The sequence below is a fragment of the Amycolatopsis bullii genome, assembly GCF_014654205.1.
GTDB lineage: Bacteria > Actinomycetota > Actinomycetes > Mycobacteriales > Pseudonocardiaceae > Amycolatopsis > Amycolatopsis plumensis.
In genome coordinates, this window is record NZ_BNAW01000065.1 from 12,605 (window position 1) to 34,638 (window position 22,034).

Consider the following 22,034-nt stretch of genomic DNA (forward strand, 5'->3'; position numbering starts at 1 on the left):
GAGGGACGATTCGGGCTACGGTTGTCACGTAGCGTGAAGATTACCTCGGAGGTGCGTGGCATGCGGGCGATGTGGAAGGGCTCGGTGTCCTTCGGGCTGGTCAGCATCCCGATCCAGATGTACGCGGCCACCGAGAACAAGAACGTCTCCCTGCGCCAGGTGCACGAGGCCGACGGCGGCCGCATCCAGTACAAGCGGTTCTGCACGATCGACGGCCAGGAAGTACCGTACGCCGAGATCGCCAAGGGCTACGAGCTGCCGGACGGCGAGATGGTGGTGATCACCGACGCGGAGATGGCCGACCTGCCGCTGGCCACCCAGCGCACCATCGACGTGCTGGAGTTCGTGCCGCTGGAGTCGATCGACCCGATCCAGTACGACCGGACCTACTACCTGGAGCCGCAGAAGAACGCGGTGAAGCCGTACGTCGTGCTGCGCGACGCGCTGCACAAGTCGAGCCAGGTGGCCATCGCGAAGGTCGCGGTCCGGCAGCGGGAGAGCATGGCGGTGCTGCGGGTGCACGCCGACGTGCTGGTGATGACCACCATGCTGTGGCCGGACGAGGTCCGTGAGCCGGACTTCCCGTTCCTGCGCGACGACCCGCCGCAGATCCGGCCGCAGGAGCTGACCATGGCCGGGTCGCTGATCGACTCGCTGGCCGAGCCGGTGTTCGAGCCGGACAAGTACCACGACCACTACCGCGAGGCCCTCGAGGAGATGATCGAGGCCAAGGTCGCCGGCGACGAGACGACCAAGCCCGCCGCCGTCACCGCCAAGGCCGACGTCGTCGACCTGATGGCGGCGCTGCAGGCCAGTGTGGACGCCGCGAAGAAGTCGAGGCAGTCCTCTTCGGAGGCGTCCGAAGAGGACGTCGAACCGGCCAAGAAGAAGCCGGCGGCCCGCAAACGGGCGCCGAAATCCACCTGAGCCGCCCCGGACGGGTGGTCGTTCCGACACGCCGCCCGGGTGCCGTGCCGGCGGGTGACCCGGTCCTACCGTGGGAGCACGTCGTCCACGAGCGCGGAAAGGCGGCCGGTCATGGAGTGTGCTTCCTGTGACGCCGGGATCGATCACTGCCACGGCACGCTGGTGGTGCACCCGGACGGTGGGTACGCCGAGTGCACCGAACCGGCCTGTGAGGACGGTGACCGCGTGCGCCACGGGCTGATCGTCGACTGCCGGGGTGTCGGCGGCGGCTGCGGCTGTGCCGACGCGTCGCACAAACCCTTGCTGCGGCAAGCTTCCTGAGCCTCCCGCCAGGGCCGAGCCGGCCTTCCCGCCGGGTTTTCCGCACCCGGTGGGAGGTCTGCGCGGCGTCAGGAAGCTGTCAAGGGCGTAACCCGATCGTGTATGCAGCTGTGTACACGGGCTTGGCGATGTGCTAACACTAACGAGGTCCTTCGGCTCTCCCTCCCCCTCGGAGCCGGAGGACCCTTTTCTTTGCCGGGTGTCCGCTGTGGATACGTCAGGATCGGCTGTACAGTTCACTGCATGGTGACCTGTGAGACGCGGGAGTCGGCGCTGGCCCGGATCGGCCGGGCACTGTCCGATCCGACCCGCTGCCGGATCCTGACCGCGCTGCTCGACGGCCCGGCCTATCCGGGGCGGCTGGCCGCGGAGCTGGGGCTGAGCCGGTCCAACGTCTCGAACCACCTGTCGTGCCTGCGCGGCTGCGGGCTCGTCGTGGCCGGCTACGAGGGGCGTCAGGTGCGGTACGAGATCGCCGACGAACACCTGGCCCGCGCGCTGCGGGAACTGGTCCAGGTCGTCCTGGCGGTCGAACCGCGGGACGCCTGCGAGGACGAGGTGGTGGCGCGTTGACGTGCGCCGACGGCTGTTGTACACCTGCGGTGCCGCCGGATCGCCGGGCGGTGCTGGTGCGCCGGGTGCGGCTGCTGGTGGCCGCGACCATCACCTACAACGTCGTCGAGGCCGTGGTCGCCCTGGCGGCCGGCGCCGCGGCGTCGTCGGCGGCGCTGATCGGCTTCGGGCTGGATTCGGTGATCGAGGTCGCGTCGGCGGTCGCGGTCGCGTGGCAGTTTTCCGGCCGTGACCCGGAAACGCGGGAACGGCGGGCGTTGCGGGCGATCGCGATTTCCTTCTTCGCGCTCGCGATTTACGTGACCGGCGAAGCGCTCGGTTTGTTTTTCACCGGCGAGGTGCCGGAAAGTTCGCGAACCGGAATCGTGCTCGCGGCCATTTCCCTGGCGGTGATGCCCGCGCTGTCCGCGGCGCAGCGCCGGGCCGGGCGAGAGCTGCGATCCGCCAGCGCCGTCGCGGATTCGCGGCAGACTTTGCTCTGCACTTACCTTTCCGCGGTGCTGCTGGCGGGGTTGCTGCTCAACGCCCTGTTCGGCTGGTGGTGGGCCGACCCGGTCGTCGCGCTCGCGATCGCCGGGGTGGCGGTGAAAGAAGGCCGAACGGCCTGGCGCGGCCAGCATTGCTGCTGACGCGCGCCAGGCCGTGGCGGGGTCTCGGGATCAGTACCAGTGTGCGCGGCCACCGATCCGGCGGCCGGTGCCGCCCAGGATGGCCAGTGCCACGCCGGCCACCGCGAGAATGATACCGATGGTGTACAGCACCGGGATGCCCACGATGAACCCGATGACAAGGAGAATCACACCGAGAATGATCACTTGACACACTCCTTCGCATGAGACCCGGCCCGGCTCCGTGCCGTCCGGGCGGATGCGCTCTCGCCGTGAGGATGGCCAGTTTTCGGATAAACCAAACTACGGCGAATGGAGCAATCTTGGATCAGTACCGATAGTGATCGAGCTTGTACGGTCCTTCGACGTCGACGCCGATGTACTCGGCCTGCGCCTTCGTCAGCTTGGTGAGCTTCACCCCGAGCGCGTCCAGGTGCAGGCGGGCCACCTTCTCGTCGAGGTGCTTCGGCAGCCGGTGGACGTCGGTGGCGTACTCGCCGGGCTTGGTGAACAGCTCGATCTGCGCGATCGCCTGGTTGGTGAACGAGTTCGACATCACGAAGGACGGGTGGCCGGTCGCGTTGCCGAGGTTCATCAGGCGGCCCTCGGAGAGCACGATGATCGCGTGGCCGTCCGGGAACGTCCACTCGTGCACCTGCGGCTTGATCTCCTTCTTCGCGACCCCGGGCAGCTTCGCCAGCCCGGCCATGTCGATCTCGTTGTCGAAGTGCCCGACGTTGGCGACGATGGCGTTGTGCTTCATCCGGCTCATCTGGTCCGCCGAGATGATGCCGAAGTTGCCGGTGGTGGTGATGAAGATGTCGGCCTGCTCGACGACGTCGTCCAGCTCCACGACGTCGAGCCCGTCCATCGCCGCCTGCAGCGCGCAGATCGGGTCGATCTCGGTGACCGCGACCCGGGCACCCTGCCCGCGCAGCGCCTCGACCGCGCCCTTGCCGACGTCGCCGTAACCGCAGACGACCACGCGCTTGCCGCCGATCATGACGTCGGTGGCCCGGTTCAATCCGTCCACAAGGGAGTGACGGATGCCGTACTTGTTGTCGAACTTGGACTTCGTCACCGAGTCGTTGACGTTCATCGCGGGGAAGAGCAGCTCGCCGTCCTTGGCGAGCTTGTAGAGCCGCTTGACGCCGTTGGTCGTCTCCTCGGTGACACCGCGGATCTCCTTGGCCATCCGGGTGAAGCGGTCACCGTCGGCCGCGAGGCTCGCGCGCAGTGTCTCGAGGACGATCCGGTACTCCTCGAAGTCCTCTTCGGACGGTTGTGGCACTGCGCCCGCCGCCTCGAACTCGACACCCTTGTGAACGAGCAGGGTGGCGTCGCCGCCGTCGTCGAGGATCATGTTGGGGGCCTGGCCGCCGGGGAAGGCGAAGAGCTGATCGGTGCACCACCAGTACTCTTCGAGCGTCTCGCCCTTCCACGCGAACACCGACGTGCCGGCCGGGGCTTCGACGGTGCCCTCCGGACCGACGACGACCGCGGCGGCGGCCTCGTCCTGGGTGGAGAAGATGTTGCAGGACACCCAGCGCACCTGCGCGCCGAGGGCGACCAGGGTCTCGATGAGCACGGCGGTCTGCACGGTCATGTGCAGCGAGCCGGCGATGCGGGCGCCCTTCAGCGGCCGGGCGGCGGCGTACTCGCGGCGGATGGCCATCAGGCCGGGCATCTCGTGCTCGGCCAGCCGCAGCTGGGTGCGGCCGGCGTCGGCCAGGGACAGGTCGGCCACGGCGAAGTCGAGGCCGTTTCGGGTCTGCAGTTTGTCACTCATGCTTCGGTGCACTCCGGAGATCGTCGGGATGCGCTCGGGAGGCAGCACGGAAGTCCTTGCGGACAACGAAAAAGGCACCTCCCTCGCGGGAGGCGCCCTTGGAGTCGTGGTCTGCGGGCCGAGCGTGGCGGAAGGAATTTCCGTCGCAGCGCCTCTCGGCCCGCGACCAGGATGGCAAAGCGGTCGCGCGGCTGTCAAGCGAGCGAGCGGGCCATGAGAACGTCGTCGACGTCGGTGCCGTCGATGCGGAATTCGCCCCGCAGCACGCCTTCGGTGACGAACCCGCAACGCTCGTAGACACGCCGCGCGCCGGTGTTGTGCCCCAGCACGCGCAATGTCACCTTGCGCGCGCCGCGTCGCCGGGCCTCGGCCACGGCGGCCTCGACGAGCTGCCGCGCGATCCCGAGCCGCTGCCGGTCAGGAGCGACGGCGAGGCCGCCGATCACGAGCACGTGCCGGTGCGCGGGGATGTCGTGGCCCGCGGCGAGCCGGACGTAACCGGCGACCACGCCGTCGTGCTCGGCGACGAGGAAGTCTTCGGGGCGCGCGTCCTCGTCGAAGAAGGGCGTGCCAGGCGGGGGCGCGGGTGCGGGGGACACGACCGAGGTCCAGGTGTGCCGGTCGATCTCGGCGAGCACGGGTTCGTCGGCACCGCGGGCGGTCCTGATGGTGATCACCGGGTCATCCTGGCGGACACCGGCACGCGCGCGCGAAGGAGTTTCAGAGCAGGTGCGCCCGCCGCCAGATGCCCTCGGAGCGGCCGCCGATCAGGCCCGCGTCGCGCAGGAAGGGCACGATCTTCGCGGCCATCCACCGGCGCGTCTCGTGGAAGTGCGGGTTCGCCAGCGCCGCCGCCCGGCCCTCGCGCGGGTCGATGCCGACGCTGCGGTAGATCCGCGCGTCGACCATGCTGTCGATCACGCCGAAGGCGACCAGTGCCGTCCGCAGCCGGTGGCGCTGCAGCGCCGCCTTCGACAGCTTCGGCGTTTCGCGCAGCACCTCCTCCTTGGCGAACCGGACGTGCCGGGCCTCCTCGACCACGTGGATGCGGTTGACCGAGCGGATCAGCGGCTGGATGCCGTCGTCGTCCATCATCGACCGCTGGAGCCGGTCGGTGGTCTCCTCGGCGACCAGCACGCTGGCGAACATCGACGGCCCGGCCGCGGTCGCCCCGAACACCTTCGCGGCGCGGTGGACCACCCTCGGGACGCCGTAGCGCGGGACGCCGAGCCGGTCGGCGGTGCGGGCGAACATCACCGAGTGCCGCGTCTCGTCGCCGATCTCGGTCATCGCGTACTGCGCGTGCTCGGTGCGCGCGTCGAGGTCGAAGACGTACCGGGCCAGCAGCTGCATCAGGACGATCTCGAACCACAGGCCGACGCTCATGATGCTGGCGATCTCGTGCTTGGACAGCTCGATCCGCTGCTCCGGCGTCAGCTTCGCCCAGAGGTCCGTGCCGTAGAGGGAGACGCGCTCGAGCGGCATGTACGCCTTGCCCTCGGCGAGCGGCGCGTCCCAGTCGATGTCGACGTACGGGTCGTAGGAGTTCTTCGCGGAGCTCCTGAGCAGGCGAGCCGCGGTGACGTCCCGGTCCTGGGCCTCGACGCCCATGGCGGCCTCCAAAGTAAGGGGTACGCGGTGTACTAGCTACTTCGGCAGCGTACACCGCCCGATGGGTGCGTGAGTAGGCTTTCGCCGTGACCAAGGTCGACGGACGGGCGACGCGCTGGGCGGGCCAGCAGGAACGGCGGCGCGCGGAGTTCGTCGACGCGGCGCTGGCGGCCATCGCCGAGCACGGCCCCGACGTCTCGACCGAGCAGATCGCCGAGCGGGCCGGCGTCGCCCGCACCCGCCTGTACCGGCACTTCGACGGCGCGGCCGACCTCCGCCGGGCGATCGCGCAGCGGGCGGCGGAGCTGGTGACGGCCGACCTGGCGCCGCTGTGGCACCCCGAGGGCTCACCGAACGAGATGATCTCCACGGTGATCGCGACGCACCTGCGCTGGCTGACCGAGCACGCCCACCTGCACCGCTACCTCATCCGCGGGGTCGAGGACGGTCCCGACGTCCGCGGCTCGATCGCCCGCCACCTCAGCCGGCTGTTCAGCGGCTACCTGAAGGCGTTCGGGCTGGACCCGGCCCCGGCGGACACGATCGCGTTCGGCCTGGTCGGCTACGTCGAATCGGCGACGACCCGCTGGCTCGACCACCCGGGCACGCTCACCCTGGCCCAGCTGACCGCCCAGCTCACCGGGACGATCTGGGCGATGCTGGACCACACCCTGCGGGCAGGCGGCGTGGAGCTGGATCCGGACCGGCCGTTGCCGCTCCCGGACGGGCTTTAGTCTTCGCGCGGGAACTCGGCCCGCACGCCCAGCAGCCGCACGGCCCGGGTGAGCTCGAACATCCCGAGCACCTCCTGTGCCGCCCGGTCCAGCTCGCTCGCGTCCGACGTCGGTTCCGGCAGCGTGATGCTGTGCGTGTGGGTCAGGAACGGCACGAACCGCACCTTGACCGCCACCCGCGCCGCCGGGCGGCCTTCGTCGAGGACGTCCTGGGCGACCCGCTTGGCCAGCGCCGTGACCTCGGCCGCCATCTCCGCCGGGTCCGTCAGGTCGCGCTGGAAGGTCGTCTCGCGGCTGCGGGAACGGGCAACCCACGGGGTCGCGCTCACCTCGGCGTCGCTGATGCCGCCGCCGAGCAGGCGCAGCCACGGGCCGGTCTTCGGGCCGAACCGGGCCGCCAGCTCCGCCGGATCGGCGCCCGCCAGGTCGAGGACGGTGTGGATGCCCAGCTCGCCGAGCTTCTTCGCGGTCTTGCCGCCGATGCCCCACAGCGCGTCGGTCGGGCGGGCCGCCATCACGTCCCACCAGTTCTCCTGCGTCAGCCGGTAGATCCCGCCCGGCTTGCCGAACCCCGTGGCGAGCTTGGCCCGCAGCTTGTTGTCGCCGATCCCGACCGCGCACGACAGGCCCGTCTCGCGCGCCACCGCCTCCTTGATCGCGACGGCCAGCGCCTCGGGATCGGCCGTCTCCGCGCCGACGAAGGCCTCGTCCCAGCCGAGCACCTCGACCACCACCGGCAGCTCGCGCACCGCGGCCATCACGCGCGCCGACACTTCGAGGTAGGCGTCCGGGTCACTCGGCAGGAAGACGGCGTCCGGGCAGCGCTTGGCGGCGATCCGCAGCGGCATGCCGGACTGGACGCCGAACTCGCGGGCCTCGTACGACGCCGTCGCGACGACGGCGCGCTCGGTGGGGTCGCCGTTGCCGCCGACCACCACGGGCTTCCCGCGCAGCTCCGGGTGGCGGGCGATCTCGACCGCGGCGATGAACTGGTCGAGGTCGACGTGCAGGACCCACTTCACCCGCCCAGTCTGCCTCAGATCGTCAGAGCCGGTGCCGCGCCACGTGAGTCCAGACGGTGCCGGTGAGCGCGAGGATGCCGCACAGCGTCACGCCCGGATCGGGCAGCACCAGGCCCAGGACCAGCAGCGTCACGGCGGTGATGTCGAAGAAGATCAGGAGCGTGGTGCGGAGCGCGGTCGACTTCGGGCGCCGGCCGTCGCGCAGCGCGGCAGCCAGATCCGGATCGCTGAGCTCCAAGCTGCGCTCGATCTTCTCGAGCTCGGTGCGATCGTGGTGACTGAGCATCGGGCCTCCTTCGGCGCCGAACCCGCCGTATCGCCGTAGCGAATACCCAATCGTCCTCCTCGCGAACCGCCGAACGTCTTCTGATTTCGTGCTTTTTGCTGGGCCGACCGGGTGATCCGCGCTCCGTGATCGGCTTCGGCCACGTTAAGTTGCCCTCTGAACGTGGCCGGTCACGGCCGGACGGCTGGGGGCGGCCACGTCCTGCGGTCGCGCCGGTGCCCGGTCGGAACCTTCAAGCAGCCGGAGGACCTGATGACCCTGCCCACCGAGCCGATCGGCAGCATCCCGCGTCCCGCCTACCTCGTCGACGGCCTCGGCGAGTTCGCCGCGGGCCGGATCGACGCGGCCGCGCTCGCCGAACTCGAGAGCCGGGCCGTCGCCGACACGATCCGCCGCTTCGAGGAGACCGGCTCGCCGGTGCTGACCGACGGGGAGCAGGGCAAACCGAGCTTCGCGACGTACCCGCTGGCCGGGCTCGAAGCCCTGGCGCCCGACGGCGTGGTCATCCCGTTCGCCGACGGGCACACCCGGCAGCTGCCCCGGCTCACCGCGGGCCCGTTCCACTACGCGACCCACGCGGATTCGTACCTGACGCGGGCGAAAACGCTCACCGACCGCCCGGTCAAGCAGGCGGTGATCGCCGCGTCCGCGCTCTCGCTGATCTACCCGGGCGAGGGCATCGAGGGGTACTCGCAGGAGCAGTTCGTCGCCGACCTGGTGAACGAGGCCGAGGCGGACATCCGCGGCAGCCTCGAAGCGGGCGCGGACAGCGTGCAGATCGACTTCACCGAAGGGCGGCTGTCGCTGAAGCTCGACCCGTCCGGCGGGCTGCTGCGCCAGTTCGTCGAGCTGAACAACGCCGTGCTCGACCGGTTCACCGCCGAGGAGCGCGGGAAGATCGGCGTCCACACGTGCCCGGGCGGCGACCAGGATTCCGTGCACAGCCTCGACGTCGACTACGCGGGCCTGCTGCCGGCGTTGTTCGACCTCAAGGCCGGCCGGTTCTTCGTCCAGCTGGCCAGCGAAGCCGATCCGGAGCGCGCGCTGCGGGTGATCGCCGACCACCTGAAGGCCGGCCAGCGGGTGTTCGTCGGCGTCACCGACCCGATCGACCCGCGGGTGGAAACCGCGGAAGAGATCCGGGACCGGGTGCTCACCGCGGCGAAGTACCTCCCGGCCGAGCGGCTCGGCACCTGCGACGACTGCGGGTTCTCGCCGTTCGCCGACGACACGTCGACGTCGCGCGACATCGCGTTCGCGAAGATCGCGGCCCGGGTCGAGGGCACGCGACTGGCTTCCGAAGCGCTCGGCTGAGGCTCACGCCGTTTCGGCGGCGACCTTCAGACCGAGGGTGACGAGCACGGTGCCCAGGACGGCGTCGAGCCCCCGGCGCACCCGGCCGGCGCTGAAGAACTTCTTCAGCGCCCCGACCACGACGGCGAGGGTGACGAACCACAGGACCGTGCCCGCGGTGGCGATCCCGGCCAGTTCGAGCGTCTGCACGGTGGCGCCGCCGGCGGGCAGGAACTGGGGGAGCAGCGCCAGGAAGTACACGGCGACCTTGGGGTTGAGCAGGTTGGTCACCAGGCCCTGGCGGAAGGCGGCCCCGGCGGTGAGCTGCCGGGCCGCCGGGGTCTCCCCGAGGTCCCGGTAGCCGCCGCGGCGCACGGCCAGCCACGCCTTCACGCCGAGGAAGACGAGGTAGGCCGCACCGGCGAGCTTGACCACGGTGAAGGCGACCGCGGAAGCGGTGAGCACGGCGGCGACCCCCAGGGCGATCGCGACCACCCAGGCGAAGACCCCGAGAGCGATCCCGGCACCGGCGGCGATGCCGGCCCGCCGGCCGCCGCTGAGCGCCGAGCGCGTCACGACCACGAAGTCGGGCCCGGGCGACATCGCCCCCAGCACGACGACCAGCAGGAACGAGGCGGCGGTGGCACCGGGGATCATGACCCGAGAATACGGCCCGCTCGCCACTGAGTTTCGCCTCGAGTGCCGCCCCTCGCGCGCGTGGTGGCAGGATGTTCGAATTTGAACCTCGTGTAGGGTCGATCTTGTGGGTGATTCCAGGGGCGCGGGCATGACGGCCGAGGTGCGGACGCGGGTGCGGATCCCGCTGCGGCTGGGCGGCGGCGTCGCGGTCGACGCCGAAGCCGTCACCTTCCGCGGCCTGGCCGACGGCGGGGAACACCTGGCGTTCGTCCTGGGCACGCCCGGGGAGGTGCCGCTGGTACGGCCGCACTCGGAATGCCTGACCGGCGACGTCTTCGGCTCCGCGCGGTGCGACTGCGGCCCGCAGCTGGCCGAGGCCGTCGCGCGGATCTCCGAGGCCGGCGGGTACCTGCTGTACCTGCGCCAGGAGGGCCGCGGGATCGGGCTCTACAACAAGCTCGACGCGTACGCCCTGCAGGACGGCGGCCTCGACACCTACGCCGCGAACGCCGCGCTCGGCCTGCCCGAAGACGCCCGCGACTACACCGTCGCCGCGCAGATGCTGGGCGCGCTCGGGGTGGACCGGGTGGACCTGCTCTCGAACAACCCGGACAAGGCGGCGCAGCTGCGGGCGGCCGGGATCGCGGTGCGCGACCGGGTCCCGACCGGGGTGTTCGCGACCGAGAACAACGTCCGGTACCTGCGGGCGAAGGCCGAGCTGACCGGGCACACGCTCTCCCTGCCCGGCCTCGCCAGCTGACCCGGACGGCCGCCCGGCGTACCCGGACGGTCGGGTTGCGTACCTGGAGGGTCGGGCTGCGTACCCGGAGGGTCAGGTCAGGCGCTGGGCCGCCGCGGCCGCGGGGCTCGTGGTGAGCTTCTCCAGCAGGCCGATCAGGGTGGTCCGTTCCGCCGGGGTCAGTGATGCCACCCAGGCCTGCTCGCGTGCGTTGTGCTCCTGGTAGGCGTCGGTCACCGCCGTGTGGCCCGCTTCGGTGAGCGCCAGCAGGACCGCGCGGCGGTCGCGGGGGACCGGGGTGCGCGTCACCAGGTCGTCCCGCTCCAGGGTCTTGACCAGTGCCGACACCGCCGCGCGGCTCATCCCGGCGAGCCGGGCCACGTGGCGGGACTCCAGCGGGCCGGCCAGCCAGAGGACGAACAGCACCCGGAAGCCGCCCCAGCTCCAGCCGCGCGGGCGGTGGACCGTGGACTCCCAGTCGTAGACCAGCGCGCCGGCCAGCCGGTGCAGGGTGAGGCCGAGACGCATCGCCACCGGGTCGGTCGCGGGCAGCTCGGCCTGCGTCTTCCCGATCGCGTAGTCGACGAACGAGAGGTAGTCGAGGTCGGCCGGTCGGTCGGTCATGCGGCACAGGTTAGGGGAAGAAGGGTTTCCCACGGCGGTCCGGCGGGCTAGCCTGACCCGGATGGTCAATCCTTTGACGATCAAGGAGCGCTCGCCGTGACGAAGAAAGCCTTCGCCTCTTCGGCCGACTTGGCGGAGAAAGCGCAGACCCTGGAGGTCCTCGCGGACGGCGTCTACGCGCTGACCGCCGAGGGCGACCCGAACATCGGCGCCATCGAAGGCGAGGACTTCCTCGTCTGCTTCGAAGCGCTGGCCACGCCGGTCGCCGCCGGAGAGTGGCTCGCGAAGCTGCGCGAGCACACCGACAAGCCCGTGCGGTACCTGGTCCTGAGCCACTACCACGCCGTGCGCGTGCTGGGCGCGTCCGCCTTCGACGCCGACGTGATCGTCGCGCACGAGAACACGCGCGCGCTGGTCGCCGAGCGCGGCAAGGAGGACTGGGAGAGCGAGTTCGGCCGGATGCCGCGGCTGGCGAAGGGCGCCGAATCGGTGCCGGGGCTGACCTGGCCGACGCTGACCTTCTCCGACCGGCTCACCATCGACCTCGGCGGCGAGCGCGGCGACCTCGTGCTCCAGTACTGCGGCCGCGGCCACACCGAAGGCGACCTCGTCGCCTGGCTGCCGCGCCGGAAGATCCTCTACGCCGGCGACCTCGTCGAAGCCGAAGCCGCGCTGTACACCGGCGACGCGTTCCACCGGGAGTGGGCGTCGTCCACTTTGGACCGAGTGGCCGCCTTCGGGGCCGAGACCCTGATCGGCGGCCGCGGCGGGGTCAGCCGCGGCCGCGAGGCGGTCGACGCCGCCATCGCGCAGACCCGGCACTTCCTCACCACGATGCTCCGCGAGGTCGGGGCCGTCCACGACGCCGGCGGCACGCTCAAGGAGGCCTTCGAGCGCACCCACGCGGCCTTGGCCGGCCGGTACGGCCATTGGCCGATCTTCGAGCACTGCCTGCCCTTCGACGTCTCGCGGCTGTGGGACGAGCTGTCCGGGATCGAGCGGCCGGTGGTGTGGACGGCCGAGCGCGACCGCGAAGTCTGGGACCAGCTCCAAGGATGAGGGTCGCCGTCCTGGGCAGCGGCCCGGTCGGCCAGACGGCCGCGCTGCTGCTGGCGCGCTGGGGCGTACCGGTGGTGCTCGTCGACGAACACGACCGGCGCGATCCCGTGGGCTCCAAGGCCATCTGCCACCAGCGGGACACCTTGGACGTCTGGGCGTCGCTCGGCGCGGGCTGCCTCGCCGAGGAAGGCCTCACGTGGACGACCGCGCGGACGTTCCACCGGGACGCCGAGCTGTTCTCCCTGAAGCTGCCGGACGGCGGCTCCGCGTTGCCGCCGTTCGTCAACTTGTCGCAGGCCCGCGTCGAGGAGGTCCTGGACGAGCTGATCGCGCGGCAGCCGCTGATCGACGTGCGCCGCGGCCACCGCGTCACCGGCCTGACCCAGCCGGGCCGTGTGGTGGTCGAATGCGCAACGGCGGATGGAACACGCCGGATCGAAGCCGACTACGCGATCGCCTGCGCCGGCGCGCGCGGCGACGCCGTCCGGCGCGCGCTCGGCCAGCGGCTCGACGGCGTGTCGTTCCGGCACCTGTTCCTGATCTGCGACATCCGCGCGGACCTGCCGGGCTGGGCGGCCGAACGGCGCTTCTACTTCGACCCGCCGTGGAACCCGGGCCGCCAGGTGCTCATCCACCCGTGCCCGGGCTCGCGGTTCCGCATCGACTGGCAGGTCCCCGAGGACTACGACCTCGCGGCCGAGGAGTCGGGCGGGGCGATGGAGGCGCGGATCCGGGCGATCATCGGTTCGGCGCCGTACGAGGTGCTCTGGCGGTCGGTGTACCGCTTCCACACGCGGCTCGTCGGCCGGATGCGCGTCGGCCGCGTGCTGCTGGCCGGGGACTGCGCGCACCTGGTCGCGCCGTTCGGGGCGCGCGGGCTCAACTCCGGCGTGGCCGACGCGGAGAACGCGGCCTGGAAGCTGGCCGCTGTCCTGCGCGGCGACGCGGGGGAAGAACTGCTGGAGAGCTACCACACCGAGCGTTACGCGGCGGCGGTCGAGAACGCGGCCGTCACCACCGCCACCATGGAGTTCCTGGTGCCCCGGGACGAGGAACAGCACCGGCGCCGGCGGGACGTCCTGGCGCGCGCGGCCCACGACCGCGCCGCGTGCGAACAGGTCGACTCGGGCCGGCTGGCGGAACCGTTCTGGTACGTGGATTCGCCGTTGACCACGCCCGATCCGGACCGGCCGTTCGCGGGACGGCCCCCGCGGGGCGCGGTGCCCCCGCCGGGGCCGGGCGTGCTGCTCCCGGACGTCACCGTCGCGAGTGGACGATTGCGGGACCTGGCGCGGCAGGGGTTTCTCCTGCTGACGACCCCGGGGGTGCGGGCCGAAGGGCTGCGGTCGGCCGACATCCCGGTGGGCGGGGCGCTGGGTGCGCGCCCGGGCGAAGCCTGGCTGGTCCGCCCGGACGCGTACGTCGCCGCGGTCCTACGGGTAGGAGACGAGCGGGCTCACCTGGTGCCCGGTGTTCGCGGCGTCACCCGAGTCGTTGATGACGTGGGCGATCGTGCCCACGCCGCCGAGTGACACCGACACGAGGTTGTGGAACCGGACCCCGGAGTTGACCGGCACCTCGAACGAATGACTGGCCACGATGGACGGGTTGGTGTTGAAGAAGCAGTAGCTGCCCAGGCCCCAGCCTTCGTGGCTGGTCACCGAGTCGGCCACCTTGTACGCCGCCCAGCCCTGCCGTCCGCCGCCGCTGGACCAGGACGCCTGGTCCGGCGGGTCGTACGGCATCTCGTTCTGGAAGAAGTACGTCCGGCCACCGTTGCCGTTCCAGAGCACCTCGTACTGCTGGTAGTGCTCGACGAACAGGCCGTACATCGTCACGTTCGCGCCGTTGACGACCAGGCCGTTGGCCGCGGTGTTGACGTTCCAGCCGACGCCGAACGAGTGGTCGCCGCGCCACAGCCACATGTGGTCGCCGATGACGTTGTTCGAGTTGACCACCAGCGTCTGCGTGGCCTTCCCGACGGCCGCGCCGCCGATCCGGAAGAAGACGTCGTGCAGCGACGTCGGGTCGGCCGCGTGGTTGGCGTTCGACCCCGGCGGGCCGACCTGCACGAGCACCGGCGAGTTCACCGCGCCCGCGTCGATCAGCAGGCCCGCGATCTTCACGCCGTCCACATCGGACGTCGTGATGGCCGCGGTCCCGTTGGTGGGCATCAGGGTGGCCAGGCCGAGACCGAGCACCACGGTGTCCGGGCGCGTGACGTTCAGCGCCTGGTCGAGGTGGTACACGCCCGGCGTCACGAGCAGGTTCTTGCCCGCCGCCAGCGCCGCGTTGATCGTCGCGGCCGAGTCGGACGGGTGCGCGACGTAGAACTCGCTGAGCGAGATCGACTGCCCGGCCGGGGTGCCGTGGCCCCAGCTCGTGCCCTGCGAGTTCTGCCGCAGCGCCGGGACGAACACGTTGTAGCTGCCCGAGCCGTCGACGTACAGGAACGGCTTCTCGCGGACCACCGGGGTCTGCCCGACGACCGTCTCCGGCGGGTTCGGGAACGACGCCGGCGGGGTGCCGGTCGAGCCGACGAACACCATGTTCCAGACGCCGCCCTGCCAGCCGCCGAGCTCGCTGTTGCGGGTCAGGAACTGCTGCTGCGAACCGGAAACGGCGACACCGTTGATCTTGCTGTCGGCGATCAGGCCACCACTGGCCCAGCCGTCACCGCCGTTCCACAGCTGGATCTGGCTGCCCCGCAGGTGCATCCGCCGGTAGGGCGCGGCCTGCGCGACCGCCCAGCGTTCGACCTGCCCGGCCGGCAGGGTCACCGACAGGTTTTCCGCCGACCGCCAGAAGTTCTGCGTCGCGTTGCCCTTGTTGTTCGGGTTGTCGCCCTGCTGCAGCCAATCCGCCTCGACGCGGACGTGGCCGTTCAGGTTGACGTCGTCGGGAGACAGGCCCAGGCCCGCCACCTGCTCGTAGAACCCGAGGTTGACGTCGGCGGTGTACGTGCCGGGCTTGAACAGCACGGCGTACCGCTCGTTGCCGAACTGGTTGGTGTGCTGCTGGTTCGCGATCTGCGTCAGCCGGTTCTGGATCGTCGCGGCCGGGGTCGAGGGGTCGAACACCGACACGTTCGGCCCGAGGTCCGGGTTGCGCGGGTCGGTCGGCGGGATGGTGGTCCCGCCGCCGGTGCCGTGCACGGCCACTTCCCAGAGCGAGTAGCCGTAGCCGGTGGCCCGCTGGGTGCCGTAGACCCGCAGGTAGCGCGCGGTCCCGGTGAGGGGCACGGTCTGCGTGCCGCCGGTGCCGGTGGTGGTCGAGTACGCGGTCGTCCAGGTGTTCGCGTCCGAGGACAGCTGGACGGAGAACGCTTTCGCGTACGCGGCTTCCCAGGTGAGCGCCACGTCGCAGAGCTGCTGCGCGGAGCCCAGGTCGACCTGCAGCCACTGCGGGTCGCTGAACGCGCTGGACCAGCGCGTCCCGGTGTTGCCGTCGACCGCGGCGGACGCGGGTGTCCCGCCGTTCTCGGTCGAGGACGCGGTGGCGGGGTGGCCCTGCGCGAGGTTGGTGGTCCCGCACGCGGCGGCCTGGGCCGGCGCGGAGCCGACCACCGCCGCGGTGGTGGCCGCGGTGACCAAGGTGGTCGCGATGACGAGGAGACGGTGAACAGGGGAGAACGTCGGTGATCTCATCGGCCTGCCTGCTGATCGGGGGGAGGGCGTGCGAAACGGGCCGGGCGAGCCCCACAGCTCGCGCCGGCTCGGGTGGTGCGGCGGGTCCGCGTCCCGGGCACCCGCCCGGCGCCGTGAGCCGGAGGAGCGGTACCGGGTGGTGCGAGGAGCGCGAACCAGTCAGCCCGAAGGGGGTGTGTCGCGGCGGAGCCGTCCCGGTTGGCGGTCACGGAACCGGTTCCGTCGGTGAGTTGGCAGTTAACAGCGCGGACTTCGGCGGCGTCAAGGGGCCGGCGCGGATTCCTTCGCCCGGCCCAGTCCCACGACCGTCCGGCGCAGTGCCGTTGACATTTTACGACTCTTTATTTATAGCTTGAACTAAGCGTGCCGACGGCCGGGCCCACACCCGCGCCGGAGACCACGTGAGCCGGACTGCGCCGGGGCAAGGCCGCCCCGGCGCCGGTTCGCCGTGGAGGTGCCCCATGCAACGCCGCATGCCGAGGAGCCGGGTGCTCACCGTCCTCGTCCTGACCCTGGCCGCCCTGTTCACCGCGCCGGTGGCGCAGGCCGCGCCCGTCCTGCTCTCCCAAGGCCGTCCGGTGACGGCGTCCTCGTCCGAATCCGCCGCGTTCCCGGCGTCCGCCGCCGTCGACGGCGACCCCGGGACCCGCTGGTCCAGCGGCTTCAGCGACCCGCAGTCCCTGCAGGTCGACCTCGGCTCGACCCAGCAGCTGTCCCAGGTCGTGCTGAACTGGGAAGCCGCCTACGCGAAGGCGTTCACCATCCAGGCGTCCGCCGACGGCGCCACCTGGACGTCCCTCTACTCGACCACCACCGCGACCGGTGGCAACCAAACGCTGAACGTGACCGGCAGCGGCCGGTACGTCCGGCTCACCGGCACCCAGCGCGCGACGCAGTACGGCTACTCGCTGTGGGAGTTCCAGGTCTACGGCGGGGGCGGCACCACGCAGCCCGGTGACGTCCTGCTGTCCTACGGCAGGTCCGGTCAGGCGTCCTCGTACCAGGACGACGGCAACTGCCCCGGCTGCCTCCCGGCCAAGGCGTTCGACCACGACCCGGCCACGCGCTGGGCGACCAGCGCGACGACCGGCTGGGTCGACCCGGGGTGGATCACCGTCGACCTCGGCGCGCCCGCGACGATCCACCAGGTCGTCCTGCAGTGGGACCCGGCCTACGCCGTCGCCTACCAGCTGCAGGTGTCGAACGACAACGCGAACTGGACCTCGATCTACTCGACCACGAGCGGCAAGGGCTTCAAGGAGACGCTCACCGTCAACGGCTCCGGCCGGTACGTCCGGATGTACGGCACCGCCCGCTCCAACGGTTACGGCTACTCGCTGTGGGGCTTCGACGTCTACGGCACCGGCGGCAACCCGACGACGCCGCCGCCCGCGCCGCCGGCCCCGCACTTCCCGGGCACGCTGGTCTGGAGCGACGAGTTCAACGGCGCCGCCGGTGCCAACCCCGATCCGAGCAAGTGGACCGCCGAGACCGGCCCCGGCGTCAACAACGAGCTCGAGTACTACACGAACAACAACAACGCCAAGCAGGACGGCCGCGGCAACCTCGTCATCCAGGTCCGCCGCGAAGCCACCCCGGGCAGCGCCTGCCCGGTCGACCCGATCAGCGGCAGCGGCACCTGTCAGTACACCTCCGGCCGGATCAACACCGCGGGCAAGTTCAGCTTCACCTACGGGCACGTCGAGGCGAACATCAAGGTGTCCGGCACGCAGGGGCTGTGGCCCGCGTTCTGGCTGCTGGGTGCCAACTTCTTCAGCGGCACGCCGTGGCCGAACTGCGGCGAGATCGACATCATGGAGCACGTCGGTAAGTCGCCGAACCTGGCCTACTCGACCATCCACGCTCCGGCGTACAACGGCGCCGGCGGCATCGGCCAGCCGTACGACCTCGGCCAGGACGTCTCGGCCGGGTTCCACAGGTTCGGCCTCGACTGGGACGCGAACCACATGACCTTCTACGTCGACGGGAACGCGTTCGAGACGATCAACCGGGACACGGTCGAGAGCACGCGCGGGCCGTGGGTCTACGACCACCCGTTCTTCCTGATCCTCAACAACGCCATCGGCGGGGACTTCCCCGGGCCGCCGGGAGCGGGCACCGTGCTCCCGCAGGACATGGTGATCGACTACGTGCGGGTCTACCAGTGAGGCGACGGCTCGCGCTCGTCACGGGCGCGGTGGTCGCCGCCGGGTTGCTGACGGCACCGCTGTTCACCGCGCAAGCCGCGCCGGTCCTGCTCTCGCAGGGCCGCGCGGTGACCGCGTCCTCCACCGAGAACGCCGCCTTCCCGGCTACGGCCGCGGTGGACGGCGACCCGGGCACCCGCTGGTCGAGCCTGGCCGCCGACCCGCAGACGCTGCAGGTCGACCTCGGCGGATCGCACACGCTCAACCAGGTCGTGCTCCAGTGGGAGTCGGCCTACGCGAAGGCCTTCACTATCCAGGCGTCGGCCGACGGCAGCGAATGGTCCACCGTGTATTCGACGACGACGGGCACCGGCGGCACGCAGACGCTGCCGGTGTCCGGCACCGGCCGGTACGTCCGCCTGACCACGACCCAGCGCGCGACCCAGTGGGGCGTGTCGCTGTGGGAGTTCCAGGTCTACGGCGACGGCACCGCGCAGGCGTGCGGCAGCGCGAACGCCGCGCTGCGGCAACCCGCGACGGCGTCGAGCGTGCAGTCGGACGCGTTCCCGGCGAGCGCGGCGTTCGACGGCGACGGCGGGACCCGCTGGTCGAGCCTGGCCGCGGACCCGCAGTGGCTCCAGGTCGACCTCGGCAGCTCCCGTCCGGTGTGCGGCGTGGACCTGACGTGGGAGGCGGCGTACGCGAGTGCGTACACGATCCAGCTGTCGGCCAACGGCTCGTCGTGGACGACGGCGGCGACCGTGACCGGCGCGGGCGGCACCGAGCACCCCGCGGTGTCCGGCACGGCCCGATACGTCCGGCTGAACGCCACGGCCCGGGCGACCCAGTGGGGTGTCTCGCTGTGGGAGTTCGCGGTGCACACGAGTGACAGCGGCCCGCCGACGACCACGCCGACCAACCCGGGTGGCTGCCCGTGGGTGGGCTCGACGGCACCGGTCGCGGACCGCGTCAACCAGCTCATGGCCGTGATGACCCCGCAGCAGAAGGTGAAGGTGCTGCACGGCAACGGCGCGACCGGGCCGTACATCGGCAACACCGACGCCGTGCCGGAGCTGTGCGTCCCGGCGCTCGGCCTGCAGGACGGCCCGGCCGGGGTCGGCGACGGCCTCGACGGCGTCACCCAGTTCCCGGCCCCGGTGTCGGCCGCCGCGACCTGGGACACCGCGCTGCTGAACCGCTACGGCAGCGCGATGGGCGCCGAGTTCGCCGGCAAGGGCGTCGACATCGCCCTCGGCCCGACGATCAACCTGGTCCGCGACCCGCGCTGGGGCCGCAACTTCGAGACCTACAGCGAAGATCCGTACCTCGCGGGTGCCGCGGGGACCTCGACGATCCAGGGCATCCAGAGCCAGGGCGTGATGGCGCAGGCCAAGCACGCGGCGGCCTACAATGTCGAGGCCGGGGCGTCGCGCGGGACGCCGTCGGACAACGTCATCATCGACGACCGGACGCTGCACGAGCTGTACCTGCCGGCGTTCCAGCAGGTGGCGAGCCAGGGCCAGGTCGCGTCGATGATGTGCGCCTACAACCAGATCAACGGCGTCCCGGCGTGCCAGAACAGCGGCGTGCTCACCACGGCGATCAAGCAGGACGCCGGCTGGGGAGGGTTCGTCGGCTCGGACTGGGGTTCGGCGACCGGCGGCCCGCGGCAGCTGGCCAACGGCGGGCTCGACATGGAGATGCCCGGCGGCGCGTTCTTCGGCCAGGGCCTGCTCGACGCCGTCTCGCGCGGTGAAGTCACGCAGGCGCGCGTCGACGACATGGTCCGGCGGGTGCTGACCCAGATGTTCAAGTTCGGCGTGTTCGACCGCGCCCGGCGCGGTACTCCGCAGTCGGTCGTGACGAACGCGGCGAACGTGGCCACGGCGAGGGACGTCGCCGCGGCCGGGTCGGTGCTGCTCAAGAACACCGGTGTGCTGCCGCTGGGTCCGGCGGTGAAGTCGATCGCGCTGTCCGGCGGCGACGGCATCGACCCGCAGAACATCGGCGGCGGCAGCGCCAAGGTCAACCCGTCACCGGCGTCGGTCAGCCCGATCGACGGCATCAGGGCCCGGGCCGGCTCCGGCGTCACGGTGTCCTATGTGGACGGCGCAGGCGAGCACGTGCAGACGCCGGACATCCCGGGCGCGGTCGCGGCGGCTCGCACCGCGGACGTCGCGATCGTGTTCGCCAGCTACGGCGAGTCCGAGACGCAGGACCTCGACACGATCGATCTGCAGCACCAGCAGAACGACCTGATCGACGCCGTGGCCTCGGCCAACCCGCGCACGGTCGTCGTCCTCAACACCGGCTCGGCGGTGACCATGCCGTGGCTGGGCAAGGTCGCCGCGGTCATCGAGGGCTGGTACCCGGGCCAGGAGAACGGCAACGCGCTGGCGTCGCTGCTCTACGGCGACGTCAACCCCTCGGGCAAGCTGCCTATCAGCTTCCCGAAGCAGATCGCCGACCTGCCGACCGCGAACGTCCAGCAGTTCCCGGGCGCGAACGACCGGATCGAGTACTCCGAAGGCCTCGACGTCGGCTACCGCTGGTACGACAGCCGCACCATCGAGCCGCTGTTCCCGTTCGGCTTCGGGCTCTCGTACACGACGTTCGGGTTCTCGAACCTGGTCGTGACGCCGCAGGGGACGAACGGCACGGCGACCGTGACGGCCACGGTGACCAACACCGGCAGCCGCGCGGGTGCGGACGTCGTGCAGCTGTACGTCGGCCAGCCGGCCGGAAACGGCGAGCCGCCGAAGCAGCTGAAGGGGTTCAAGAAGGTGGCACTGAACCCGGGGCAGAGCGCTCAGGTGTCGTTCCCGCTCACGCCGCGGGACCTGGCGCACTGGACCGGCTCGTGGACGGCGAACGCGGGCCAGTACCGCGTCTACGTCGGTGACTCGTCGCGCAGCGTCCCGCTGTCGGCGACACTGACCGTCTCCTGAGTCGACTCCCGGACGACCAGCTCGGTCGGGACGATCAGCGGGCCGTCCGGGGCCGGTGCGCCGGCCAGGCGGTCCAGCAGCAGCCCGGCCGCCGTCTCGCCCATCTGCCGCAGCGGCTGGCGGATCGTGGTGAGCGGCGGCTGGGTGTGCGCGGCCAGGGGGATGTCGTCGAAGCCGACCACGGCGACGTCCTCCGGCACCGCGCGGCCCGCCTTGCGCAGGCCGGCCAGCACGCCCGCCGCGGTGAGGTCGTTGTGCGCGAAGACCGCGTCGAACTCCGGGCCGGTTTCGAGGAGCTGGCGGATGGCCGCCTCGCCGCTTTCGCTCGTGAAGTCGCCTTCGATGATCAGCCGCGGGTCGAGGGTCAGGCCGGCGTCGAGGACGGCCTCGTTGAAGCCGTTGAGCCGGTCGGCGGTGCAGCCGAAGTCGTGCGGCCCGGTGACGGTGGCGAACCGGGTGCGGCCGGTGGCCAGGAGGTGGCGGGCCGCGGCCGCGCCGCCCTGCCGGTTGTCCGTGCCCACCGACGGGAAGGCGGGACGGCGGCCGCGGTCGTCGATCACCACCACCGGCAGCCCGGAGTCGTGCAGCACACGCAGGTGCCGGACCGCGTCCGGAGGTTCCACCAGCAGCAGGCCGTCGAACGCCTTCGCCGACACCTGGCGCGAGAACTCGCCGAGGGAGTCGGCGCCGCGGTTGGCGGTGGACAGCAGCAGGCCGTAGCCCTTCGACTCCACGACGTCGGCGACGCCCTGCAGCACCTCACCCATCCACGGCCAGGTCAGGCCCGGCACCAGCATCCCGACCGTGCGCGTCACGCCGCGGGCCAGCCCGACCGCCCCGGCGCTGGGGATGTACCCGGTCGCGGCGATCACCTCGCGCACCCGGATCGCGGTCGCCGCGTCCACGTCGGCCTTGTTGTTGAGCACCCGCGACACGGTCGTCTTGCTCACCCGGGCGCGGCGGGCGACCTCGGCGATCGTGACGCGCATCCGTCCTCCCGATCGGGCGGTGGAAAGCTCCGTGGTGCCTCCGTGGTGCCAAGGTACTCGCCCGCGGGCCCGCCGCGG

General features: G+C 71.3%; 21 protein-coding genes and 1 riboswitch. Of the genes, 11 read left to right on the forward strand and 10 right to left on the reverse strand.

Features of this window, described 5'->3' with window-relative positions:
• Positions 1-60: 60 nt before the first annotated feature.
• The 4 genes from ku (at position 61) to IE317_RS40195 (ending at position 2,450) form a co-directional block, all read left to right on the forward strand.
• Complete coding sequence (ku, locus tag IE317_RS40180; RefSeq protein ID WP_191316611.1) at positions 61-927, forward strand: non-homologous end joining protein Ku; 867 nt, start codon at positions 61-63, stop codon at positions 925-927.
• A 111-nt stretch (positions 928-1,038) separates the two neighbouring features.
• A complete protein-coding gene (locus IE317_RS40185) occupies positions 1,039-1,248 on the forward strand; it encodes a hypothetical protein (protein ID WP_191316612.1) in 210 nt (69 codons plus the stop codon).
• 243 nt (positions 1,249-1,491) lie between these two features.
• Entirely contained in the window at positions 1,492-1,821 is a 330-nt protein-coding gene (cmtR, locus tag IE317_RS40190) for a Cd(II)/Pb(II)-sensing metalloregulatory transcriptional regulator CmtR (protein WP_191316613.1), read from the forward strand.
• Positions 1,794-2,450, forward strand: coding sequence for a cation transporter (locus tag IE317_RS40195; RefSeq protein WP_373309232.1), 657 nt, complete (start codon positions 1,794-1,796; stop codon positions 2,448-2,450). The genes cmtR and IE317_RS40195 overlap by 28 nt, the downstream gene beginning before the upstream one ends.
• A 30-nt stretch (positions 2,451-2,480) precedes the next feature.
• On the opposite strand, the gene IE317_RS40200 is transcribed toward IE317_RS40195, so the two are convergent.
• The 4 genes from IE317_RS40200 to IE317_RS40215 all read right to left on the reverse strand — a co-directional run bounded on the left by IE317_RS40200 (position 2,481) and on the right by IE317_RS40215 (position 5,829).
• A complete protein-coding gene (locus IE317_RS40200) occupies positions 2,481-2,636 on the reverse strand; it encodes a hypothetical protein (protein WP_004559113.1) in 156 nt (51 codons plus the stop codon).
• A gap of 121 nt (positions 2,637-2,757) precedes the next feature.
• Positions 2,758-4,218, reverse strand: coding sequence for an adenosylhomocysteinase (ahcY, locus tag IE317_RS40205; RefSeq protein ID WP_191316615.1), 1,461 nt, complete (start codon positions 4,216-4,218; stop codon positions 2,758-2,760).
• Between the two features lie 83 nt (positions 4,219-4,301).
• Positions 4,302-4,381, reverse strand: a riboswitch (S-adenosyl-L-homocysteine riboswitch).
• A 31-nt stretch (positions 4,382-4,412) separates the two neighbouring features.
• Positions 4,413-4,895: a GNAT family N-acetyltransferase gene (locus tag IE317_RS40210; protein WP_191316616.1), complete on the reverse strand. Its 483-nt coding sequence runs from the start codon at positions 4,893-4,895 to the stop codon at positions 4,413-4,415.
• A 43-nt stretch (positions 4,896-4,938) separates the two neighbouring features.
• Entirely contained in the window at positions 4,939-5,829 is an 891-nt protein-coding gene (locus tag IE317_RS40215) for an AurF N-oxygenase family protein (protein WP_191316617.1), read from the reverse strand.
• An 86-nt stretch (positions 5,830-5,915) separates the two neighbouring features.
• Here IE317_RS40215 and IE317_RS40220 point away from each other — a divergent pair, with 86 nt between their 5' ends.
• Positions 5,916-6,563 (forward strand): TetR/AcrR family transcriptional regulator, encoded by a 648-nt coding sequence (locus tag IE317_RS40220; RefSeq protein ID WP_191316618.1) that lies wholly within the window; start codon positions 5,916-5,918, stop codon positions 6,561-6,563.
• Here the strand turns inward: IE317_RS40220 and IE317_RS40225 are convergent.
• Positions 6,560-7,585, reverse strand: coding sequence for a DNA polymerase IV (locus tag IE317_RS40225; protein ID WP_191316619.1), 1,026 nt, complete (start codon positions 7,583-7,585; stop codon positions 6,560-6,562). The genes IE317_RS40220 and IE317_RS40225 overlap by 4 nt on opposite strands.
• 22 nt (positions 7,586-7,607) lie before the next feature.
• Positions 7,608-7,871, reverse strand: a complete 264-nt coding sequence (locus IE317_RS40230) for a DUF3040 domain-containing protein (RefSeq protein ID WP_191316620.1) — start codon at positions 7,869-7,871, stop codon at positions 7,608-7,610.
• A gap of 252 nt (positions 7,872-8,123) precedes the next feature.
• On the opposite strand from IE317_RS40230, the gene IE317_RS40235 reads away from it, so the two are divergent.
• On the forward strand, positions 8,124-9,185 hold the full coding sequence (locus IE317_RS40235) for a cobalamin-independent methionine synthase II family protein (RefSeq protein ID WP_191316621.1): 1,062 nt from the start codon (positions 8,124-8,126) through the stop codon (positions 9,183-9,185).
• A gap of 3 nt (positions 9,186-9,188) precedes the next feature.
• On the opposite strand, the gene IE317_RS40240 is transcribed toward IE317_RS40235, so the two are convergent.
• The gene (locus tag IE317_RS40240) at positions 9,189-9,821 is read right to left on the reverse strand and encodes a LysE family translocator (protein ID WP_191316622.1); all 633 of its coding nucleotides are present in this window, start codon (positions 9,819-9,821) and stop codon (positions 9,189-9,191) included.
• A 130-nt stretch (positions 9,822-9,951) separates the two neighbouring features.
• On the opposite strand from IE317_RS40240, the gene IE317_RS40245 reads away from it, so the two are divergent.
• A complete protein-coding gene (locus IE317_RS40245; protein WP_191316642.1) occupies positions 9,952-10,563 on the forward strand; it encodes a GTP cyclohydrolase II in 612 nt (203 codons plus the stop codon).
• Positions 10,564-10,635: 72 nt separating this feature from the next.
• Here IE317_RS40245 and IE317_RS40250 read toward each other — a convergent pair whose 3' ends face one another.
• Positions 10,636-11,166, reverse strand: coding sequence for a MarR family winged helix-turn-helix transcriptional regulator (locus IE317_RS40250; protein WP_191316623.1), 531 nt, complete (start codon positions 11,164-11,166; stop codon positions 10,636-10,638).
• A 96-nt stretch (positions 11,167-11,262) separates the two neighbouring features.
• Here IE317_RS40250 and IE317_RS40255 point away from each other — a divergent pair, with 96 nt between their 5' ends.
• Together IE317_RS40255 and IE317_RS40260 are read left to right on the forward strand one after the other, a co-directional pair.
• Complete coding sequence (locus IE317_RS40255; protein ID WP_191316624.1) at positions 11,263-12,225, forward strand: MBL fold metallo-hydrolase; 963 nt, start codon at positions 11,263-11,265, stop codon at positions 12,223-12,225.
• Positions 12,222-13,757: an FAD-dependent monooxygenase gene (locus IE317_RS40260; RefSeq protein ID WP_191316625.1), complete on the forward strand. Its 1,536-nt coding sequence runs from the start codon at positions 12,222-12,224 to the stop codon at positions 13,755-13,757. The genes IE317_RS40255 and IE317_RS40260 overlap by 4 nt, the downstream gene beginning before the upstream one ends.
• Here IE317_RS40260 and IE317_RS40265 read toward each other — a convergent pair.
• Positions 13,659-15,872: a discoidin domain-containing protein gene (locus IE317_RS40265; protein WP_191316626.1), complete on the reverse strand. Its 2,214-nt coding sequence runs from the start codon at positions 15,870-15,872 to the stop codon at positions 13,659-13,661. The genes IE317_RS40260 and IE317_RS40265 overlap by 99 nt on opposite strands.
• Before the next feature lie 461 nt (positions 15,873-16,333).
• Here IE317_RS40265 and IE317_RS40270 point away from each other — a divergent pair, with 461 nt between their 5' ends.
• Positions 16,334-18,040: a discoidin domain-containing protein gene (locus tag IE317_RS40270; RefSeq protein ID WP_191316627.1), complete on the forward strand. Its 1,707-nt coding sequence runs from the start codon at positions 16,334-16,336 to the stop codon at positions 18,038-18,040.
• Entirely contained in the window at positions 18,037-20,967 is a 2,931-nt protein-coding gene (locus tag IE317_RS40275) for a glycoside hydrolase family 3 C-terminal domain-containing protein (protein ID WP_191316628.1), read from the forward strand. The genes IE317_RS40270 and IE317_RS40275 overlap by 4 nt, the downstream gene beginning before the upstream one ends.
• Here the strand turns inward: IE317_RS40275 and IE317_RS40280 are convergent.
• Positions 20,910-21,956, reverse strand: a complete 1,047-nt coding sequence (locus IE317_RS40280) for a LacI family DNA-binding transcriptional regulator (RefSeq protein ID WP_191316629.1) — start codon at positions 21,954-21,956, stop codon at positions 20,910-20,912. The genes IE317_RS40275 and IE317_RS40280 overlap by 58 nt on opposite strands.
• Positions 21,957-22,034 lie beyond the last annotated feature (78 nt).

Excerpts from the sequence above, each read along its gene's own strand:
- cmtR (WP_191316613.1), top strand. The coding sequence starts at position 1,492 with ATGGTGACCTGTGAGACGCGGGAGTCGGCGCTGGCCCGGATCGGCCGG.
- IE317_RS40235 (WP_191316621.1), top strand. The coding sequence starts at position 8,124 with ATGACCCTGCCCACCGAGCCGATCGGCAGCATCCCGCGTCCCGCCTAC.
- IE317_RS40215 (WP_191316617.1), bottom strand. The coding sequence starts at position 5,829 with ATGGGCGTCGAGGCCCAGGACCGGGACGTCACCGCGGCTCGCCTGCTC.
- IE317_RS40265 (WP_191316626.1), bottom strand. The coding sequence starts at position 15,872 with ATGAGATCACCGACGTTCTCCCCTGTTCACCGTCTCCTCGTCATCGCG.
- IE317_RS40230 (WP_191316620.1), bottom strand. The coding sequence starts at position 7,871 with ATGCTCAGTCACCACGATCGCACCGAGCTCGAGAAGATCGAGCGCAGC.
- ahcY (WP_191316615.1), bottom strand. The coding sequence starts at position 4,218 with ATGAGTGACAAACTGCAGACCCGAAACGGCCTCGACTTCGCCGTGGCC.
- IE317_RS40245 (WP_191316642.1), top strand. The coding sequence starts at position 9,952 with ATGACGGCCGAGGTGCGGACGCGGGTGCGGATCCCGCTGCGGCTGGGC.
- IE317_RS40240 (WP_191316622.1), bottom strand. The coding sequence starts at position 9,821 with ATGATCCCCGGTGCCACCGCCGCCTCGTTCCTGCTGGTCGTCGTGCTG.
- IE317_RS40270 (WP_191316627.1), top strand. The coding sequence starts at position 16,334 with ATGCAACGCCGCATGCCGAGGAGCCGGGTGCTCACCGTCCTCGTCCTG.
- IE317_RS40185 (WP_191316612.1), top strand. The coding sequence starts at position 1,039 with ATGGAGTGTGCTTCCTGTGACGCCGGGATCGATCACTGCCACGGCACG.
- ku (WP_191316611.1), top strand. The coding sequence starts at position 61 with ATGCGGGCGATGTGGAAGGGCTCGGTGTCCTTCGGGCTGGTCAGCATC.
- IE317_RS40260 (WP_191316625.1), top strand. The coding sequence starts at position 12,222 with ATGAGGGTCGCCGTCCTGGGCAGCGGCCCGGTCGGCCAGACGGCCGCG.
- IE317_RS40280 (WP_191316629.1), bottom strand. The coding sequence starts at position 21,956 with ATGCGCGTCACGATCGCCGAGGTCGCCCGCCGCGCCCGGGTGAGCAAG.
- IE317_RS40250 (WP_191316623.1), bottom strand. The coding sequence starts at position 11,166 with ATGACCGACCGACCGGCCGACCTCGACTACCTCTCGTTCGTCGACTAC.